Source organism: Micromonospora sp. C28SCA-DRY-2 (assembly GCF_030519475.1).
Lineage (GTDB): Bacteria > Actinomycetota > Actinomycetes > Mycobacteriales > Micromonosporaceae > Micromonospora.
The window spans coordinates 142,277-160,243 of sequence record NZ_JAUMKD010000011.1 but is presented as its reverse complement, the minus strand read 5'-3'; the positions used below and the strand labels follow the sequence as shown (position 1 = coordinate 160,243).

At 75.3% G+C, this 17,967-nt stretch carries 18 protein-coding genes and 1 pseudogene; 13 read left to right on the top strand and 6 right to left on the bottom strand.

The features are described 5' to 3' along the window. Positions 1-254: 254 nt before the first annotated feature. The 3 genes from Q3W71_RS30585 to Q3W71_RS30575 all read left to right on the top strand — a co-directional run bounded on the left by Q3W71_RS30585 (position 255) and on the right by Q3W71_RS30575 (position 2,598). Entirely contained in the window at positions 255-701 is a 447-nt protein-coding gene (locus Q3W71_RS30585; protein ID WP_302922940.1) for an SRPBCC family protein, read from the top strand. Further along, on the top strand, positions 698-1,699 hold the full coding sequence (locus Q3W71_RS30580; protein WP_302922939.1) for an SDR family oxidoreductase: 1,002 nt from the start codon (positions 698-700) through the stop codon (positions 1,697-1,699). The genes Q3W71_RS30585 and Q3W71_RS30580 overlap by 4 nt, the downstream gene beginning before the upstream one ends. Before the next feature lie 131 nt (positions 1,700-1,830). Beyond that, complete coding sequence (locus Q3W71_RS30575) at positions 1,831-2,598, top strand: polyprenol monophosphomannose synthase (protein WP_302922938.1); 768 nt, start codon at positions 1,831-1,833, stop codon at positions 2,596-2,598. A gap of 140 nt (positions 2,599-2,738) precedes the next feature. Here the strand turns inward: Q3W71_RS30575 and Q3W71_RS30570 are convergent, their stop codons facing one another. Then, positions 2,739-4,343 carry an NAD(P)/FAD-dependent oxidoreductase gene (locus tag Q3W71_RS30570; protein ID WP_302922937.1) on the bottom strand — a complete coding sequence of 535 codons (1,605 nt, stop codon included), beginning with the start codon at positions 4,341-4,343 and terminating at the stop codon, positions 2,739-2,741. A 72-nt stretch (positions 4,344-4,415) separates the two neighbouring features. On the opposite strand from Q3W71_RS30570, the pseudogene Q3W71_RS30565 reads away from it, so the two are divergent. Further along, positions 4,416-5,846: pseudogene (locus tag Q3W71_RS30565) on the top strand (aldehyde dehydrogenase); the annotation flags it as partial. 16 nt (positions 5,847-5,862) lie between these two features. Here the strand turns inward: Q3W71_RS30565 and Q3W71_RS30560 are convergent. Next, positions 5,863-6,282, bottom strand: coding sequence for a ChaB family protein (locus Q3W71_RS30560; RefSeq protein WP_109905607.1), 420 nt, complete (start codon positions 6,280-6,282; stop codon positions 5,863-5,865). A gap of 175 nt (positions 6,283-6,457) precedes the next feature. Between Q3W71_RS30560 and Q3W71_RS30555 the strand changes: the two genes are divergently transcribed. From Q3W71_RS30555 to Q3W71_RS30540, 4 genes are all read left to right on the top strand, one after another. Continuing rightward, entirely contained in the window at positions 6,458-7,438 is a 981-nt protein-coding gene (locus Q3W71_RS30555) for a YihY/virulence factor BrkB family protein (RefSeq protein ID WP_302922936.1), read from the top strand. A gap of 46 nt (positions 7,439-7,484) precedes the next feature. Then, positions 7,485-7,901 (top strand): DUF2795 domain-containing protein, encoded by a 417-nt coding sequence (locus Q3W71_RS30550; protein ID WP_302922935.1) that lies wholly within the window; start codon positions 7,485-7,487, stop codon positions 7,899-7,901. Between the two features lie 52 nt (positions 7,902-7,953). Next, on the top strand, positions 7,954-8,415 hold the full coding sequence (locus Q3W71_RS30545; RefSeq protein WP_302922934.1) for an SRPBCC family protein: 462 nt from the start codon (positions 7,954-7,956) through the stop codon (positions 8,413-8,415). Between the two features lie 167 nt (positions 8,416-8,582). Beyond that, on the top strand, positions 8,583-8,843 hold the full coding sequence (locus Q3W71_RS30540) for a hypothetical protein (RefSeq protein WP_302922933.1): 261 nt from the start codon (positions 8,583-8,585) through the stop codon (positions 8,841-8,843). Positions 8,844-8,929: 86 nt separating this feature from the next. Here Q3W71_RS30540 and Q3W71_RS30535 read toward each other — a convergent pair whose 3' ends face one another. Further along, a complete protein-coding gene (locus tag Q3W71_RS30535) occupies positions 8,930-10,177 on the bottom strand; it encodes a sugar MFS transporter (RefSeq protein ID WP_302922932.1) in 1,248 nt (415 codons plus the stop codon). Positions 10,178-10,330: 153 nt separating this feature from the next. On the opposite strand from Q3W71_RS30535, the gene Q3W71_RS30530 reads away from it, so the two are divergent. Beyond that, on the top strand, positions 10,331-10,543 hold the full coding sequence (locus Q3W71_RS30530; RefSeq protein WP_302922931.1) for a hypothetical protein: 213 nt from the start codon (positions 10,331-10,333) through the stop codon (positions 10,541-10,543). Here Q3W71_RS30530 and Q3W71_RS30525 read toward each other — a convergent pair. Then, positions 10,540-10,989 carry a hypothetical protein gene (locus Q3W71_RS30525; RefSeq protein WP_302922930.1) on the bottom strand — a complete coding sequence of 150 codons (450 nt, stop codon included), beginning with the start codon at positions 10,987-10,989 and terminating at the stop codon, positions 10,540-10,542. The genes Q3W71_RS30530 and Q3W71_RS30525 overlap by 4 nt on opposite strands. Before the next feature lie 163 nt (positions 10,990-11,152). On the opposite strand from Q3W71_RS30525, the gene Q3W71_RS30520 reads away from it, so the two are divergent. Then, complete coding sequence (locus Q3W71_RS30520) at positions 11,153-11,530, top strand: DUF6401 family natural product biosynthesis protein (protein WP_302922929.1); 378 nt, start codon at positions 11,153-11,155, stop codon at positions 11,528-11,530. Between the two features lie 61 nt (positions 11,531-11,591). Here Q3W71_RS30520 and Q3W71_RS30515 read toward each other — a convergent pair whose 3' ends face one another. Then, on the bottom strand, positions 11,592-12,434 hold the full coding sequence (locus tag Q3W71_RS30515) for a hypothetical protein (protein WP_302922952.1): 843 nt from the start codon (positions 12,432-12,434) through the stop codon (positions 11,592-11,594). A gap of 189 nt (positions 12,435-12,623) precedes the next feature. On the opposite strand from Q3W71_RS30515, the gene Q3W71_RS30510 reads away from it, so the two are divergent. The 3 genes from Q3W71_RS30510 to Q3W71_RS30500 all read left to right on the top strand — a co-directional run bounded on the left by Q3W71_RS30510 (position 12,624) and on the right by Q3W71_RS30500 (position 16,872). Next, entirely contained in the window at positions 12,624-14,753 is a 2,130-nt protein-coding gene (locus Q3W71_RS30510) for a SpoIIE family protein phosphatase (RefSeq protein WP_302922928.1), read from the top strand. 45 nt (positions 14,754-14,798) lie between these two features. Further along, on the top strand, positions 14,799-15,476 hold the full coding sequence (locus tag Q3W71_RS30505; protein ID WP_302922927.1) for an HAD family hydrolase: 678 nt from the start codon (positions 14,799-14,801) through the stop codon (positions 15,474-15,476). Between the two features lie 106 nt (positions 15,477-15,582). Then, positions 15,583-16,872: a sodium:proton antiporter gene (locus Q3W71_RS30500; RefSeq protein ID WP_302922926.1), complete on the top strand. Its 1,290-nt coding sequence runs from the start codon at positions 15,583-15,585 to the stop codon at positions 16,870-16,872. Positions 16,873-16,899: 27 nt separating this feature from the next. On the opposite strand, the gene Q3W71_RS30495 is transcribed toward Q3W71_RS30500, so the two are convergent. Beyond that, on the bottom strand, positions 16,900-17,835 hold the full coding sequence (locus Q3W71_RS30495; protein ID WP_302922951.1) for an NAD(P)/FAD-dependent oxidoreductase: 936 nt from the start codon (positions 17,833-17,835) through the stop codon (positions 16,900-16,902). Between the last annotated feature and the right edge of the window lie 132 nt (positions 17,836-17,967).

Below are 17,967 nucleotides of genomic sequence, written 5' to 3'. Positions count from 1 at the left end.
AACAGGACGGGCGCGGACCGGCCAGCACCGGCGTTCACCCCGGCTGACCTGCACTGATCCGGCTCCACCTGGTCCTGTCGCACAGCCGGCGGGTTCCCTGCGCCCCGGGGAGTAAACATCATCTTCGACGCGGTGCCGCACCGCGCGCGCCCGGGGCGTCCACCCGTCCGCCCGCGCTGGCCTTACCCGCCGCCCCGGAGAAGCTAACCCGGCCCGGTCGTTAGCGAGGGCGGCCACGCGGGTATGGGAGCGCAGTGGCGATTGTGGAGAAAGTGATCGACGCCCCGCCGGAGCAGGTGTGGGCGGTGCTGGCCGACGGCTGGACGTACAGCGACTGGGTGGTCGGGACGGTGCACGTCCGCGACGTGGACGACGCCTGGCCGCGGGTGGGCAGCGAACTGCACCACCGGGCCGGGCCGTGGCCGTTCTCGCTGGAGGACTCGTCGACGGTGCTGGCCTGCGAACCGCCGCACCGGCTCACCATCTCCGCCGGGCTCTGGCCGGCGGGTGAGGCGATCGTGGCCTTCACCCTGGAGCCGGTCGGCGACGGCAGGACCCGGGTCCGCATCGGTGAGGACTTCGCGGCCGGACCGCTGCGCTGGGTGCGCAACAAGCTCAACGACCTGGTGCTGCACCAGCGCAACAAGGAGACGCTGCGCCGCCTCGCCGACATCGCCACCCGGCAGAAGGCGGACGAATGACGCAGACGGTGGTGGTCACCGGGGCGAGCGCGGGCGTGGGCCGGGCGGTGGCCCGGGCGTTCGCCGCGCGGGGCGCGCGGTTGGCGCTGCTGGCCCGGGGCGCGGCCGGGTTGGCCGCCGCCGAGCGGGACTGCCGGGCCCTGGGCGCCGCCGACGTCAGCACGCACCCGGTCGACGTGGCCGACGCGGGCGCGGTGCAGCAGGCCGCCGACGCCGTGGTGCACCGGTACGGCGGCATCGACGTGTGGGTCAACAACGCCATGGTCTCGGTCTTCGCGCCGGCGTGGGAGATCACCGCCGCCGAGTTCCGGCGGGTCACCGAGGTGACCTACCTCGGCACCGTGCACGGCACGCTGGCCGCGCTGCGGCACATGCGGGCCCACGGCCGGGGCGCGATCGTGCAGGTCGGCTCCGCGCTCGCCTACCGGGGGATCCCGCTGCAGTCCGCGTACTGCGCGGCGAAGCACGCCGTGCAGGGCTTCAACGACTCGCTCCGGGCCGAACTGCTGCACGACTGCCCGGGGGTCACGCTGTCGATGGTGCAGCTGCCGGCGATCAACACCCCCCAGTTCTCCTGGGTGCGCACCCGGCTCCCCCGCCACCCGCAGCCGGTGCCGCCGATCTTCGCCCCGGAGGTGGCCGCCCGGGCCATCGTGTGGGCGGCCGACCACCGGCCGCGCGAGCTGAACGTGGGTGGCCCGACCTGGCGGGCCCGGCTCGGCGACGCGCTGCTGCCCGGCCTGCTGGACCGCAAGCTCGCCCGCGACGGCTACGACAGCCAGCAGACCGGCACCCCGGTCGACCCGGACACCTGGCGGGACAACCTCGACCACCCCGGCGACGACGAGCGGGACCGGGGCGCGGCCGGGGTGTTCACCGACCGGGCCCGCGGCCGCTCCGCCGCGCTCTGGGTCGGTACGCACAAGCCCGCCGTCTCCGGCCTGCTCCTCGCCGGTGTCGGGCTCGCCCTCACCGGGCTGGCGCGTCGGCGTCGCTGACCGGCCGCCGGCGCGCCGGCGGCTGGTGTTCGGCCCGGCGCCGGCCGCCCGGACGGGGAGCCTTTTCCACCGTGATGTGGCAAGTGGCTACCCTCTCAGGGAGCCCTGTCCGCAAACCGAGGATGTCCGACATGATCGAACCCGTGCAGTTGCCCTCGCCCTGGCGGGACGCACGCCTGACCGTCGTGGTCCCCACCTACAACGAGGCGGGCAACCTTCCGGTGCTGGTCGAGCGGCTCCTCGCGCTGCCGCTGCCGGGCCTGCGGATCCTGGTCGCCGACGACAACTCCCCCGACGGCACCGGCGAGGTGGCCGACAAGCTGGCGATCGAGCACCCGGAGCGGATCGAGGTCGTGCACCGGGCCGGCAAGGAGGGCCTGGGCCGGGCGTACGTGGACGGGATCGGGCGCGCGCTCGACGGCGGCGCCGAGTACGTGGCGCAGATGGACGCCGACCTGTCGCACCCGCCGGAGGCGTTGCCCGGCATGCTCGGCGCGCTGCTCTCCACCCAGGCCGGCGTGGTCATCGGCTCCCGGTACGTGCCCGGCGGCGAGCTGGACGAGAACTGGCCGCTGTACCGGCGGGCGCTCAGTGGCTGGGCCAACCTCTACGTGCACACCCTGCTGCGGGTGCGGATCCGCGACCTCACCGCCGGTTTCAAGATCTGGCGGGCGGACGCGCTGCGGGACATCGGGCTGGAGCGGGTGCAGTCCAACGGCTACAGCTTCCAGGTGGAGATGCACTACCTCGCCACCAAGCTCGGGCACACCATCCTCGAGGTGCCGATCCGCTTCGAGGAGCGCCGCGACGGCGCGTCCAAGATGACCACCGCCACCAAGATCGAAAGCGCGCTGATGCCGTTCAAGCTGCGCAGCAAGCACCGCCACATCGAGCGCTGACCGGGCGGCCGGGTCGGCGCCGGGCGCCGACCGGCGCTGGTCCGGTCACGGCTTCACGGGGCCCGGCCGGGCAGCGGGCGCCAGCGGGTTGCCGGGTTCGGCCCGCGCCGCTGCCGGCGGGACGCCGCCGACGGGCGGGATCAGCGGTAGATGGCACGGTGGGCGGCGTCGACGACCGCCGCGTACAGCCGGCCGGTGCCGGCCCGGTCGCGGGCCAGCGCGGCGCGCGCCGCGTTCGCGCCCGGCGCGCCGTGCACCCCGCCGCCCGGGTGCGCCGACGCGCTGGCCAGGAACAACCGGTCCACCGGCGTGTCCGCGCGCCCCAGGCCGGGGATCGGCCGCAGGAACAGCTGCTGGTACGCGGCCGAGGTGCCACCGCCCACCGCGCCGCCGACCAGGCTCGGATCGCCCGCCTCCAGATCCGCCGGGCCGGCCACGTGCCGGCCGACGACCAGGCTCCGGAAGCCGGGGGCGGCCGCCTCCAGCACGTCCTCCATCCGCTCCACCTGGGCCAGCATCTCCTCCGCCCGCCAGTTGCGGCGGAACGGCAGGTGGGTGTACGCCCAGAGCGACTCGGTGCCCGGTGGCGAGTGGCTCGGCTCGGCCACCGACATCTGCCCGAGCAGCAGGAACGGGTCGCGCGGCAGCTCGGAGCGGGCCAGCGCGGCGGCGTAGCTGGTCAGCCCGTCCAGGTCGGCGCCGAGGTGCACGGTGCCGGCGGTGGCCACCGCCGGATTGCGCCACGGCACCGGGGCCGACAGCGCCCAGTCCACCTTGAGCGTCGAGCCGTCCCAGCGGAAGTGCGCCAGGTCCTCCACCAGCCGGGGCGGCAGCGCCGCCGCGCCGACCAGGTCGAGGTAGAGCGCCGGGGCCGGCACGTCGGCGAGCACCGCGCGGCGGGCCCGCCACAGCGTCCCGCCGGCCGCGCGCACCCCCATCGCCCGGCCGCGGGCGGTCAGCACCCGGTCCACCCGGGTGCCGTAGAGGATCCGCCCGCCCCGCTCGGTCAGCCGGTCCACCAGCGCGTCGGTGATCCGCTGCGCGCCGCCGGCCGGCACCGGCCAGCCGACCTGCTGGCCGAGCATCGCCAGCAGCCAGCCATACACCCCGGAACCGGCCTCCTCGGGCGACAGGTCGGTGTGCAGGGCGCAGCCGGCCAGCAGCGCCGGGCCGCCGACGCCGTCGAAGAGTTCGTCACCGAGCTTGCGCACCGGCACCACCAGCCGCCGGGCCAGCCGGAGCGCACCGGAGACCCGCAGCCGGCGCAGCAGCGTGAGGCCGCCGCGCACCGGCGGGAACGGCGTGGTGATGGTGTCCAGCATCGGCTCGGCCACCTCGAGCCAGTCGGTGTACGCGTTCAGCCAGCGCTTGCCGTCGCCCGGCGCGAACGCCTCCAGCGAGGCCGCGGTGACCTGCGGGTCCCGGTTGAGCACCGCCGCCCGGCCGTCGGGGAACAGGTGGGCCAGCACGTCCGGGGCGTGCCGCCAGCTCAGGCCGTGGCGCTCCAACTCCAGCCCGCGCAGCACCGGCGAGGCGTAGCCGAGCGGGTAGAACGAGCTGTAGAGGTCGCTCAGGTAGCCGGGGGCGGTCACCTCGGCCGAGCGGACCGCGCCGCCGGCCGCGGCGGTGGCCTCCAGCACCAGGACGTCCCAGCCCGCGTCGGCCAGCATGTTGGCGGCCACCAGGCCGTTGTGGCCGGCCCCGACGACGACAACGTCCGCGCTCTCCGCGCCGGTGGAACTCATCCGATCCGCCTACCCGACGCGGAACCGGGCGAAACGCGTTTGCCTCGCCGGGACCGGGGCATCCACTGCCGCATGTACACGGTTGCGCAGCTCATAGGTGGCGTGTGGGGCGCGGGTGGCGAAGGGGGCGAGCTGGTCGTACACGACCCGGCGGACGGCACCCCGGTGAGCACCGTGCCGTTGGCGACGGCGGACGAGGTGGGCAAGGCGGTGGAGGCGGCGCGCGGCGTCGCGACGGAGTGGGCGACGACCGATCCGGCCGAGCGGGCCGCGGCGCTGCACCGGGCGGCGGACGCGGTGGCGGCGGTCGCCGACCAGCTGGCCGAGGCGACCACGGCCGAGATGGGCAAGCCGCTGGCGGACGCCCGCGGCGGCGTCGAGGCGGGAATCGGCACGCTGCGACAGTACGCCGAACTCGCCCCGGTGCGGGGCGGGCGCACCCTGCACGGCGGCCACCACGCGCTGGACTTCATGGCGCCGCAGCCGCGCGGCGTGGTCGCCGCGATCACCCCGTGGAACGACCCGGTGGCGGTCTCCTGCGGGCTGCTCGGCGCGGCCCTGGTGACCGGGAACGTGGTGCTCTACAAGCCGAGCGAGCGCACCCCGGCCACCGGCTGGCTGCTGGCCAAGGCGCTGGACAGCGCGTTGCCCGCCGGGGTGCTGTCGCTGCTCACCGGCGGGCCCGAGGTCGGCGCGGCGCTGGCCGCCCAGGAGGTGGACGTGGTGGCCCACGTCGGCTCCACCGCCACCGGCCGGGCGATCGCGGCGGCCGCCGCCCGGACCGGCGCCAAGGTGCTGCTGGAGAACGGCGGCAGCGACCCGCTGGTGGTCGACGCCGACGTCGACCCGGTCTGGGCGGCCGAGCAGGCGGCGATCGGGGCGTTCGCCAACGCCGGCCAGATCTGCGTCGCGGTGGAGCGCGTCTACGTGCACCGGGACGTGGCCGAGGACTTCGTCGAGGCGCTGGTGGACCGCGCCCGGGCGCTGCGGACCGGCCCCGGCCGCGACCCGGCGACCGAGTTGGGGCCGCTGGTCGACCGCCGGCACCGCGACCACGTGCACGGTCAGGTGACCGCGGCGGTGGCCGAGGGCGCCCGGATCCGCGCCGGCGGCACCCTGCCGGAGGGCCCGGGGGCGTTCTATCCGGCGACCGTGCTGGCCGACTGCCGGCACGACATGGCGGTGGTACGCGACGAGACGTTCGGACCGGTCGTCCCGGTGGTGGTGGTCGACTCGTTCAGCGAGGCGCTGCGCTGCGCCGCGGACTCGCCGTACGGGCTGGCCGCGACGGTGCTGACCGGGTCGATGAGCCACGCCCAGCGGGCCTGGCGCGAGCTGCCGGTGGGCACCGTGAAGGTCAACGCGGTCTTCGGCGGGGCGCCGGGCGGTGCCGCGCATCCGCGCCGCGGCAGCGGCCACGGCTTCGGGTACGGCCCGGAACTGCTGGACGAGTTCACCGCGACCAAGGCGGTGCACATCGAGGCCCCGGGCGGCGGCCCCTGGTGTCGTACGCCGGATGTCACCGGCTCCGCGACCGGCCGCTCTCCCGGGCCTTGGCGGTCTGCCGGTTGTTCGCCTTCTCGATCGCCTTGACCAGCTCGGGCTTGGTCATGCTGGACCGGCCCGGGACGTCCAGCTTGCGGGCGACCTTCATGAGGTGGTCCTTGGTGGCGTTGGCGTCCACCCCACCGGCGGTGGGCGCCCGGCGCTCCGGCCCGCCGCCGGCCGCCTGGCGGTCGCTCGGGCCCTTGCGGCCCTTGGGCTCCCAGTGGTCGCCCACCTTCTCGAACTCGTGCTTCACCGCGGCGAAGGCGGTCCGGTGCGCCCGCTCCCCCTCGCCGTAGGTCTCCACCGCCGAGTCGTGCGTCTTCTCCCACGTGCGCTGGGCCTTCGCCGGGGAGCGCCGCAGCGTGCTGGGCAGTACCTCGCGCCCGGGCATCTCGTCCTCCTCCGTTCGACGGTTCCGTGTGACCGGTATGAGTTCCCGAGGATTCCGGGCGCAAACCGCGCCCGCCCGAGGGGCCCGTTTGCCGGTCGGCGGGCCTGGGTACCGGCGGGGCCAGGCGAAGCCGGATGGACCGGTCATCCGGTGGCCGGGGCACAGGGAGCGGGCCATGACGACGACGGAGCCCGGCGCGGCACCCGGCACCCAGCGCGGCCTGCGGATGCCCCGCCGGGTACGCCAACTGAGCTGGCGGACCTGGCGCGGAGTGCTGGTCCGCAGCGCGCGCAACTTCGTCACCGACAACTGCGCGGACTGGGCCGCCGCGCTGACCTACTACGGGGTGCTGGCGCTCTTCCCGTCCACCATCGTGGTGGTCTCCCTGGTCGGGCTGGTCTCCGACGGCGAGCGGACCGTCGACACCGTGCTCGACCTGGCCCGGGAGATCGGCGCCGGGTCGGTGGTGGGCAACGAGAGCTTCGTCGGGGTGGTCCGTGACGTGGTCGACCAGGAGAGTTCGGCCGGGGTGCTGCTCAGCTTCGGCCTGCTCGGCGCGCTCTGGTCGGCCTCCGGGTTCATCGGCGCGTTCACCCGCGCCTCGAACGCCATCTACGGGGTGACCGAGGGGCGGCCGGTCTGGAAGCTGCGCCCGTTGCAGATCGGCCTGGCCGGGGTGTCGCTGGTGCTGCTCGCCGTGGTGGCCACCGGGCTGATCGTCAGCGGCCCGGTCACCGACGCGGTGGGTGACCTGATCAACGCCGGCGGGCTGGCCCGGACGGTGTGGAGCGTGAGCAAGTGGCCGGTGCTCGCCGCGATCATGATGGTGCTGCTCTCGCTGCTGTTCTGGATCGCGCCAAACGTGCGCCAGCCCCGCTTCCGCTGGCTCACCCCCGGCGGCGCGGTGGCCCTGCTCGCCTGGGTGCTGGCCAGCTTCGGCTTCGGCCTGTACGTGGCCAACTTCGGCTCGTACGACGCCACCTACGGCAGCCTCGGCGCGGTGATCGCGTTCCTGGTCTGGCTCTACCTGTCCAACTCGGCGCTGATGCTGGGCGTGCAGATCAACGCCGAGTTGCAGCGCGGCCGGGCACTCCAGGCCGGCGATCCGGACCCCGCGGAACCGGTGCTGCCGCCGAAGCAGCCGGCCGGTACGTGACCGCTTGCCGGGTTTATCGCCGGTCCCCCCGGGTAGCGCAACAGGCATGGAGCGTGGCAACAGCAAGCACGGACCCAGGCTCGACGAGCAGATGAGCCAGGAGGTCAGCGGCCTCGTGCAGGGGCCGGGAACCGGTGGTTCCCGGGTCGACGAGGCCCGGGTGCCGGAACCGGCGGGCGAGGACCAGCCGGAGGCGACCACCGCACCGGCGGGTGAGCTGCGCACCGGCGCGCCGAAGGGGATGAGCTCGCAGGACGTCGAGCGGCGCAGCCGGCTCGGGCGGTTCATCACCATGGCGGCCCTGCCCGGTGACCGCGCGGCGCTGATCGCCAACGCGCGGGACAACGACGCGCCCGACGACATCGTCGCCGAGCTGGAGCGCCTGCCGGACGGGACCCGGTACGAGACGGTCTCGGAGGTGTGGGCCGCGCTCGGCCACAAGAACGAGACGACCCGCTGGTGACCGGACCGCCCCACGATCCGGACCGATCCGGCGGAGAAGAGGAGGATGCCTGATGAGTGGCGTTACCGAACACGTGGACGTTTCCGTCCCGGTGCGCACCGCGTACGACCAGTGGACCCAGTTCGAGGAGTTCCCCCAGTTCATGGAGGGGGTGCAGGAGGTCCGGCAGCTCTCCGACACGATGACCCACTGGACGGTCGAGATCGCCGGGGTGAAGCGTGAGTTCGACGCCGAGATCACCGAGCAGCTTCCGGACGAGCGGGTGGCCTGGCGGTCCACCGGCGGCACCAAGCAGGCCGGGGTGGTGACCTTCCACCGGCTCGACCCGGAGCACACCCGGGTCACCCTCCAGCTGGAGTTCGAGCCGCACGGCGTGGTCGAGCAGGCCGGCGACAAGCTCGGCATCGTCGACCGGCGGGCCAAGGGCGACCTGGAGCGGTTCAAGCAGTTCATCGAGCGGCGCGGTCAGGAGACCGGCGCCTGGCGCGGCAAGGTCGACCGCCCGCAGCCCTGACCAACCCCTCGGAACCGAACTCGGATGGCCGCCGGTGCTCCCGGCGGCCATCGCCGTGTCCGGACCCGCCGGCCGGCCGGTGACCGGCAGCAGGCCGGCGGGTGAGCGGCAGCCCGGCCGTCCCGGGCGTGTCGTTTGCGCCAACCGGGCCGGGGTACCGCGATGGCATGACCGACGACAACAAGGTGTGGCGGAACGAGGAACGGACTTCCCTGGAGGAACTGGACAGAGCCGTCGCGCGGTCGACCCTGGACGGCCAGGCCGACGACGTGACCGCCAACGACGCCGGCGAGGAGGCCGCGTTCGGCCACGGGCCGGAGGCGGTGGACCGGGGTGGGGAACCGGCCGGCGCCGGCCGCGAGCCCACCGACCGGGAACGCGCCTACCGCCCCTCCACCACCGGCCGCACCGGCCCCGACACCCTGTAGCGCTCGCCGGACTCCCGGCGTCGCCGCGTTCGGATCCGCCCGAGCGGGTCAGCGGCGATGCCGGGTGGTCAGCGGCGGCGGGCGGGTCAGCGGCGGCGGGTGCTCGCGGTGTGCAGGGCGACGAGGGCGAGGGCCAGCAGGAGCAGCGCCGGGCCGAGCAGTTCCACCGAGGTGTTGCCGAGCAGCACCCCGATCCCGGCCGGGATCAGCGCCCCGCCCAGCCCGGCCGCGCCGATCTGGAGCCCGATGGTCCGGTCCGCGTGCGCCGGGCCGACCCGGTCGACGGTGGTGAGGGTGAGCAGCGGGAAGACCGGGGCGGCGGCGAAGCCGACGACGGCCAGCCCGGCCACGGCGAGCCAGGCCGGCCCGGGCAGCGCGATCAGCGCCGCGCCGGCCGCCATGCCGAGCAGGCTCGCCCGCAGCACCACCGGCGCACCCAGCCGCTCGGCCACCACCCCCTGCACCACCCGGCCCAGGAACAGGCTGCCCCAGTAGCCGGACACGCACAGCCCGGCGACCGCCGCGCCCAGCCCTCTCCCCTCGGTGAGCAGCAGGAACGCCCAGAGCCCGGCGGCCACCTCGATCGCCACGTAGACGGCGAACGCCAGCGCGCCGAACCAGACCGCCGACAGGCGCAGCGTCTCGCGTACCCGCACCGGCGCGACCGCCACCGCGGCCGGCGCCCCGTCCGGGCCGGCGGCCGGCACCCGGACCTCCGCCGGCAGACCGCCCTCCCCCGGCGCGGCCGGCGCGGCGCCGGGGATTGGCGCACGGTCCCGCCACGCGCGCACGGTCAACGCGAACGCCGCGGCCAGCACGAGCTGGGCGGCGGCCACCACCCCGTACCCCCACCGCCAGGACAGCCCGCCGCTGAGCGCCCCGGTCATGATCAGCGGCCCGATCGCCACGCCGAGGCCGAAGAAGGCGTGCATCCAGTTCATGTGCCGGGGACCGAAGGCGCCCGCCGCGTACGCGTTGAGCCCGGAGTCGATGGCGCCCGAGCCGAGCCCGAGCAGCAGCGCGCAGCCGACCATCAGGGCCAGCGCGGGGGTGGTGGCGTACCCGGTCAGGGCCAGGCTGGCCAGCAGCGTGCTGCCGGCCAGCAGCCGGCCGACCCCGAGCCGGGCCAGCGTGAAGCCGGCGAGCACGCTGGAGCTGAGGTACCCGACGGTGCCCGCGGTGAGCACCAGGCCGACCGCCTCGGTGGGCACGCCGAAATCCACCCGGATCGACGGCCAGCCGACCCCGATCAGGCCGTCGGGCAGGCCGAGGCTGACGAAGGCGAGGTAGGCCAGCAGGAGCAGGGCGGCGCGGGGTCGCGGGGTGGTGGGCACGGACGACAATCCTGCCCCAGCCGCCGGCGCCGGCCCGGGCCCTCCCCCGGCGGGTGCGGAATTACCGTCCGGACGGTCGGGAAAACGGACAGCTCATCCAGAATCGGCCGTTCGGCTGACGGCAAGCCCGGATCACCGCGTAAGACTTTCGGGATGCAACAGGGCTCCGGCATCCTCACCACGCGTCAGCGCCGCCTCGCCTGGCTGGGCTTCCTCCTCGCCGCCATCCAGGCGCCGGTCTCCGCCAAGCTGGTCTCGGACAGCTCCTGGCTGTTCAGCCTCTGCGTCGCGTTGATGGTGGCGACCGTGATCATCGCCGACGACGCCGCCCGGCGCCGGCCGGCCGACGCCCACTCCGGCGACTAGCCCGCGGCGCCCGGCCGCGCCTCGTGTCCGGGGCGGCCCTTGGTCCGGCGGCGTTCCTTCATCTCCGCCTCGTACAGGTGCCGCCGGCCGCCGACCAGCTGGTCGCGGGCCTGCCGGTCCAGGTCCCGGAAGAGCGCGTAGTAGCCGTCGTCGAAGTCCTCGACGATCTGGAAGGTCCACCGCCCGGCGATGACGTTGCGGCCGAGCAGGTCGGTGACGATCCGCTCGGCGATGTCGGGGTGCCCGGCGGCGCGGAACATCTCCACCGCGTCGTCCAGCATCAGGTCGGCGTGCCCGACCAGCTGGTGCAGCGAGTAGAGGTGGCCGCGGACCCGCTCCACGCACTCCAGCGCCTCGCTGAGCTTGCCGAGGGCGGCCACCGTCTCGTCGCTGACCCCGGCCGGCCGGCGGTGGGCCTCGTCGGGGCCGTCCGGCTGCTGTCCCATCCGTCCCTCCCTGGTATCGGTCGGCCCGCTCCGGGCGGTTCTCCTAGTGCCCCGCGAACGCCCGGTTAAGCCCCTCGGCCGGCACCGGCCGACCGGTGGAGGAACCGAGACCGCCCGAGCGGCCGAGGTCGCCGGGGCGATCGGTTGGCTAGCCTCGTTCCCCATGCGTGTGCCGTCGAACCGGGTCGCCGCCCGTGCCGTCGTCGACTCGGCGCGGTCCACCCTCGCCGCCCTCACCGCCGCGATCGGCGCCGACGGCCTGGCCGCCGCGGCCGCCCGGCCGGGCCTGCTCGCCCTGGTCGACCAGCACGCCGCCGCGGTGCGGGACAGCCTGGCCGGCGACCGGCGGCCGCTGAGCGCCGCCGCGCTCGCCGGCTACGCCGAAGGGGTGCGCTCCGCCGCCCTGGAGCACGGCTGGCAGCCGCCGAGCGGGCCGGTGGACTGGTCCGAACCCGACTGGCCGCTCACCCGGCTGCTCGCGGTCTGCGCGCTGTCCAGCGCGCTCGGCAGGCCGGCCCCGGGTCCGCTCCCGGCGCTCTGAGCGACGCCCGGGAGGGCGCCCGCCACCGGCGGACACCCTCCTCGGTGCGTACGGGCGCCGCTCAGCGACGGAACTGCTGCGTCTCGTCGCTCGCCGCGCCGGACTGGTAGGTGCCGCCGCCGGCCATCGACTGCTCGCGCATGGGCTGCGCCGCCCGGTCGGCCATCTGCCGCTCCGTGTCGCCACGACCGGCCGCCTGGGCCTGCCGGTGCGCCTGCACCGCCCGCGACTCCTCGGCCATCCGGTCCAGCCAGCGGTCCCAGCGGTTCTGCATCGGCCGCACCAGGCCACCGCCGACTCCGATGATCAGGATGCCGGCCACGGTGGCGAGCACCGCGATCAGCACCGGCGTGGTGACCGTCGTGGCGATCCCCACCTGGTTGAGCGCGGCGATCACACCGAGCGCGATGACGAAGATCGCCGCCAGGTCGGCCAGGATCCGGCCGTACGACAGCCCGCCGAGCGCGCCGCTGACCAGGTCCCGGACGGCGTTGGCGATCGCGGCCGCCACCACCACGATGACGATCGCCACGAAGGCCCGCGGCAGCCAGGCGACCACGCCCGAGATCAGGTCACTGATCGCGTTCGGGCCCCAGACGCCGAAGGCGAACTGCAGGGTGAACAGCAACACCGCGTAGTACGCCAGCTTCGCCAGGATGTCACTGGCGTCGTACTTCGTGCGTTCCAGTGCGCGCTTGATGCCGCCGCGCTCGACGGCCCGGTCGAAGTTCACCCGTTCCAGTACCGTGTCCACGATCTTCAGGACGGCTCTGGCGATGAGCCATCCGACCACGAGGATCGCGATGAACGCGATGGCCCTCGGTATGAACAACAGCACCGACCTCCACATGTCGGCCACGGCATCGCCGATGTCGACCTGCCTGACCGCCAGGGTTTCCGGCATGATGTCCCTCCTGTCGCATGGTCTGCGCCGCGCGCTTACCCCGTCACTCACCCGGCACGCCGCGCCGGTCACCACGTTTTTCCCGACATGCCGCGGCAGACCGCCCCTGACCTGCATGAACAGGCATACGACGCGACGCGCGGCGGATGATCCGGAATGCCGGACCGGTGCTCGGGCTAGGCTGCGGTCATGCCAGGAACGGTCGGGCGCGTCCCCACGCCACCAGCGCCGGTCTCCGGGGCGCCGACCGCCCCGGGTGCCGCGACCGCCGTCCTCGGGCACCACTGGGCCGGCACCCCGCTGGGCGCGCCGGAGACCTGGGACCCGACCCTGCGCGCGGCGGTCGACGTGGTGCTGGCCTCCCCGGTGCCGATGGCCCTCATCCTCGGTGACGACTTCCTGCTGCTCTACAACGACGGCTACGCCGAGCTGATCGGCGACAAGCACCCGGAGGCGATCGGCCGGCCGGCCCCGGAGGTGTTCGCCGAGGTCTGGCGCGCCCCCGGCTTCGGCGACGCGGTCGAGCACACCTACCGCACCGGCGAGCCGTTCCTGGAGAAGGAGACCACCCTGCCGCTGCACCGCCGCGGCTCCGGGGTGGTCGAGCACGTCGTCTTCACCCGCGGCTATTCAGCGGTCCGCGACGGCGCCGGCCGGATCGTCGGGGTGCTCGCGGTGGCGGCGGAGACCACCCAGGTCACCCAGCAGTTGCAGAGCCTCAGCGACTTCTCCGCCGCGCTCGCCGGCACTCTCACCCTGGACGACGTGGCCCGGGTCGCGCTGCGCTACGCGATCACCTCGTTCGACGCCGACCTGGTCACCTTCGCCGTGGACGAGGGCGGGGGCGGCTGGCGGCTGGTCCGGCGCATCCGCGGGGAACTGCTGGACGAGGCCGACGAGCGGCTGCCGCCGCTGTGGCGGCGTACCCCGGCGGACTGGCCGGCACCGGTGGTGGCCGCGGCCCGCAGCGGGGTGCCGCACTTCACCGCCGACGGGCAGCCGCTGCGGGAGACCGCGGTGGACCGGCACGACCAGAAGATCCGGGCGCTGGCCACCGTGCCGCTGCGCGCCTCGGTGGTCCGCGGCGGCCTGGCGGTCGGCTACCAGGCGGCGCACAGCTGGTCGGCCGCCGAACGCGCGCTGCTGGCGGCGGCCGCCGAGCTTGCCGGGCAGGCGGCCGAGCGGGCCCGCCGGTTCGAGACCCAGCACGGCACCGCCCAGCTGCTGCAACGCAGCATGCTCCCGGAACACCTGCCGGACCTGCCCCGGCTGCGGATCGCCGCCCGGTACGACCCCGGAGTCGACGGCAACGCCGCCGGCGGGGACTTCTACGACGCCTTCCTGCTGCCCGGCGGTGAACTGGGCGTGGTGCTCGGCGACGTCGCCGGGCACGACGTGCAGGCCGCCGCCCGGATGGGGCAGGTACGGGCCGCGCTGCGCGCGCTGGCGCTCAGCGACCCCCGGCCCGACGCCGTGCTGGCCGGGCTCGACCGGCTGGTCACCAGCCTGGGCGCCGAGGCCGGCACGCACGAGCTCTTCGTGACGGTGGTGCTCGGGGTGGTCGACGCCGACCGGCAGCGGCTCACCCTGGCCAGCGCCGGCCACCCGGCCCCGCTGATCCGGCGCTGCCCCCCGAACGGCGAGCCGCTCGCCGAGTACGTGGAGGTGCCCACCGGCGCCCCGCTCGGGCTGGGCTCCCGGCCGGCCACCACCACCGTGCGCTTCGCGCCCGGCGACACCCTCCTGCTGTTCAGCGACGGCGTGGTGGAACGGCGGCGGCAGGGCCTGGCCACCGGCCTGGGCTCGCTGGCCGAGGCGGTGGCCGGCGCGGGCAGCGGGGACCCGCGGGCGCTGTGCGCGGTGGCCAGCGCGGCGGTGCCCGGCGCCACCGAGGACGACGTCGCGGTGCTCGCCGTGGAGCACGCGCTGCGGCCGAGCCGGTCGGCGAGCATGGAGGTGCCGGCGGAGCCGACCGCGCCGAGCCGGGTGCGGCACTGGATGACCGGGCAGCTCACCGAGTGGCAGGTGGCGGAGTCGGTGATCGGCGCGGCGGTGCTCTGCACCAGCGAGCTGACCACCAACGCGCTGCTGCACGCCGGCACCGCCGCCCGGGTGGAGATCGACCTCAGCCCGGAGCGGCTGCTGGTGTCGGTCGCCGACTCCGGCACCCGGGGCACCGTCACCCGGGCGCAGACCGACACGTTGAGCAGCCGGGGGCGCGGGCTCGGGTTGATCGAGGAGCTCAGCGACGCCTGGGGGACGGACCCGACCGTACGCGGGTCGACCGTCTGGTTCGAGATCCTGCTGCCGTCCGACTGACGCCCGGGGGCGTCGGCCGGGCCCGGAGAGGGTAGGAGGCGACTCATGCCTACCGACAACCCCGCCGGTGTCCTCTTCGACGTCGACGGCACCCTGGTCGACACCACCTACCTGCACACCGTGAGCTGGTGGGAGGCGCTGCGCCAGGACGACCGGCCGGTGCCGATGGCGACCATCCACCGGGCCATCGGGATGGGCTCGGACAAGCTGCTCGACCACCTGCTCGGCCCGGAACGCGACCGGGACGCCGACGGCCGGCTGCGCGACGCCCACGACACCCTGTACGGCGAGTACTGGGAGCGGCTCCAGCCGCTGCCGCGCGCCGCCGACCTGCTGCGCGTCTGCGCCGAGCACGGGCTGCGGGTGGTGCTCGCCACCTCGGCCGCCGAACACGAGGTGGGCGCCCTGCGCCGGGCGCTGGCCGCGGACGACGTGATCGACACCGTCACCTCGTCGGCGGACGCCCGGCAGAGCAAGCCGGCGCCGGACATCCTGGTCGCCGCGCTGGAGCAGTCCGGCCTGGACGCCGCCCGGGTGGTCTTCGTCGGCGACTCGGTCTGGGACGTCGCCTTTGCCGGCAAGCTGGACATCCCGTGCGTGGGGCTGACCTGCGGCGGCACCAGCCGGGGTGAGCTGGCCGGGGCCGGCGCGGTCGCCGTCTACGAGGACCCGGCGGCGCTGCTGGCGGCGCTGCCCGACTCGCCCGTGCTCGCCCGGAGGTGACCATCACGCCGTACCGGCGCGGCGGGGAGGAATACCGGCGCCCCCGGCGGGGCATGGACTGACACCACCTGCCCGTGCAGCGCGGGCGCGGCGAAGGGTGGTGGTCGTGGAGCCGGTGGACGTCGCGTTCGCGGTGGTCGGTGTCGGTGCGCTGCTGGCGGGGGTGTTGCCCCGGGCGCTGGAACACCGGCCGCTCTCCATGCCGATCGCGTTCCTGGCGCTGGGCATGCTGGTCTTCCTGCTCCCCACCGGCCTGCCCGACCCCGACCCGCTGCTGCACAAGGAGATCGCCACCCACCTCACCGAGATCGGCGTGATCGTCGCGCTGATGGGCGCCGGCCTGAAGATCGACCGGCCGCTGAGCTGGCGGCGGTGGTCGTCGACCTGGCGGCTGCTGGCGATCGCGATGCCGCTGTGCATCGCGGCGGTGGCCCTGCTCGGCTGGTGGTGGGCCGGCCTGGTGCCGGCCACCGCGCTGCTGCTCGGCGCGGCCCTCGCCCCCACCGACCCGGTGCTCGCCTCGGACGTGCAGGTCGGCGAGCCGACCGACGTGGAGGACTCCGAGGACGAGGTGCGCTTCGCGCTCACCTCCGAGGCCGGGCTCAACGACGGCCTGGCCTTCCCGTTCGTCTACGCGGCGATCGCCATCGCCGCCGCCGGCCTCGCCCCGGCCGACTGGCTGGGCCGGTGGCTCGCCGTCGACGTGCTCTACAAGGTCGCGGTCGGGGTGCTCGGCGGCTGGCTGGTCGGCTGGCTGCTGGGCAAGCTCTTCTTCCGGGCGCCCAGCCACTTCCGGCTGGCCCGGCACGCCGAGGGCTTCCTCGCGCTGGCCGCCACCTTCCTGGCGTACGGGCTGGTGGAACTGGCCGGCGGGTACGGCTTCCTGGCGGTGTTCGTGGCCGCCCGGGCGATCCGGGCCGCCGAGCGCACCCACGAGTTCCACTCCGTGCTGCACGACTTCGCCGAGCAGGTCGAGCGGCTGCTGACCGTACTGCTGCTGCTGCTCTTCGGCGGCGCGGTGGTGGGTGGCCTGCTGGCCCCGCTGACCTGGCCGGCCGCCGCGGTCGGGCTCGCCCTGGTCTTCCTGGTCCGGCCGCTGGTGGGGTGGCTGTCGCTGCGCGGCGCGCCCGGCCGCCCGGCCGAGCACTGGGTGATCGCGCTGTTCGGCATCCGCGGCGTCGGCTCCCTCTTCTACCTGGCGTACGCCACCACCGCGGCGGACTTCCCGCAGGCCGACCTGGTCTGGGCGACCACCGGGCTGGTGGTGATCGTCTCCGTGGTGGTGCACGGCGTCGCGGCCACCCCGGTGATGCGGCTGCTGGACCGGGCGGGCGAGCGCACCGGAGACCCGGGGGAGCGGGCGGCCGAGCCGGTCGCGAACACCGCCCCGGCCTGACCCGGCCGCGACCCGCCGGGCCGGGGCTCAGCTGAGCCGCTCGACCAGGGCCCGGCCCAGGTCACGGCCGGACCGCCAGGCGCTCTGCACCCGGGGCGGGCCGAACGCGTCCCCGGCCAGCCCGACGCCGTCGGCGTCGAGGTGGTACGTCCCCGCCGGGCGGGCGGTCGGCTTGGCGTACGTCCAGCGGTGCACGTGCACCAGCTCCGCCGGCTCGGGCAGCCCGAGCAGGTCTCGGACGGCCTCCTCGACGGCCGGGCCGGCGGCGGTGGGCTGAGCCAGGTGACCGGCGGCGAACCCGGGTGTGGTGTGCGCGACCAGCACCGGAGCGTCGTCGCCGCGCCGGTCGCCGTCGTCGCAGACCAGGCCGAGCACCGGGTGGTCGTTGACGAACGCGCCCCGGAACCGGGGCCACCGGCGCGCCGGGAAGCGCAGCACCGCGGCGAGCGACGGCGACCAGCGCTGCGCCTGGGTGGCCCGGGTGGCCGCGGTGAGCGCCGGGTCGAGCAGCAGGGCGGCCTGCGGGCCGGGCATGGCCAGCGCCACCGCGGCGCAGGGCGTCCCGTCCACCACCGGCCCCGGTTCGACGCCGAGCACCAGCCGGTCCACCGTCACGGGCAGCTCGCGGGCCAGGTGTTCGACCAGGGACCGCAGCCCGCGCGGCGCGGCCCAGCGCATCGGGCCCGGCACCTCCCGGCGACCGTCCGCGCCGTACGCCACGAAGGTGTCGGTCCACTCCCGGACCAGGCCGGCGGCCCGCCACCGGTCGACCACCGCGGCGAAGTCGGGGTCGCTGACGGTCAGGTACGCCGCGCCGGTGTCCGCCGGCCGGCCGTCGAAGCGCCGGCTCGCCATCCGGCCGCCCGGCACCCGGGCACGTTCCCGAATCTGGACCGGGACACCGGCGCGGTGCAGCTCAGCGGCGCAGGCCACCCCGGCGATCCCGGCGCCGACCACCACCACCCGCGCCCGGTCCGCCGTCACCCGGTGATCGTATGCGCCCGACGGGCCTCCCCCGGCAGGCGACGCTCGGCGGGTCCCACCCGGCGGGTCAAGCCGGCGGGTCGCGGCCGGCGGCGAAACCGGGCGGTCGCT

Bases quoted from the DNA above. Each gene is read 5' to 3' on its own strand.
- Q3W71_RS30525 (WP_302922930.1), bottom strand. From the start codon at position 10,989: ATGGGACAGCAGCCGGACGGCCCCGACGAGGCCCACCGCCGGCCGGCC.
- Q3W71_RS30530 (WP_302922931.1), top strand. From the start codon at position 10,331: ATGCAACAGGGCTCCGGCATCCTCACCACGCGTCAGCGCCGCCTCGCC.
- Q3W71_RS30560 (WP_109905607.1), bottom strand. From the start codon at position 6,282: ATGCCCGGGCGCGAGGTACTGCCCAGCACGCTGCGGCGCTCCCCGGCG.
- Q3W71_RS30555 (WP_302922936.1), top strand. From the start codon at position 6,458: ATGACGACGACGGAGCCCGGCGCGGCACCCGGCACCCAGCGCGGCCTG.
- Q3W71_RS30520 (WP_302922929.1), top strand. From the start codon at position 11,153: ATGCGTGTGCCGTCGAACCGGGTCGCCGCCCGTGCCGTCGTCGACTCG.
- Q3W71_RS30545 (WP_302922934.1), top strand. From the start codon at position 7,954: ATGAGTGGCGTTACCGAACACGTGGACGTTTCCGTCCCGGTGCGCACC.
- Q3W71_RS30580 (WP_302922939.1), top strand. From the start codon at position 698: ATGACGCAGACGGTGGTGGTCACCGGGGCGAGCGCGGGCGTGGGCCGG.
- Q3W71_RS30505 (WP_302922927.1), top strand. From the start codon at position 14,799: ATGCCTACCGACAACCCCGCCGGTGTCCTCTTCGACGTCGACGGCACC.
- Q3W71_RS30540 (WP_302922933.1), top strand. From the start codon at position 8,583: ATGACCGACGACAACAAGGTGTGGCGGAACGAGGAACGGACTTCCCTG.
- Q3W71_RS30550 (WP_302922935.1), top strand. From the start codon at position 7,485: ATGGAGCGTGGCAACAGCAAGCACGGACCCAGGCTCGACGAGCAGATG.
- Q3W71_RS30570 (WP_302922937.1), bottom strand. From the start codon at position 4,343: ATGAGTTCCACCGGCGCGGAGAGCGCGGACGTTGTCGTCGTCGGGGCC.
- Q3W71_RS30510 (WP_302922928.1), top strand. From the start codon at position 12,624: ATGCCAGGAACGGTCGGGCGCGTCCCCACGCCACCAGCGCCGGTCTCC.
- Q3W71_RS30575 (WP_302922938.1), top strand. From the start codon at position 1,831: ATGATCGAACCCGTGCAGTTGCCCTCGCCCTGGCGGGACGCACGCCTG.
- Q3W71_RS30515 (WP_302922952.1), bottom strand. From the start codon at position 12,434: ATGCCGGAAACCCTGGCGGTCAGGCAGGTCGACATCGGCGATGCCGTG.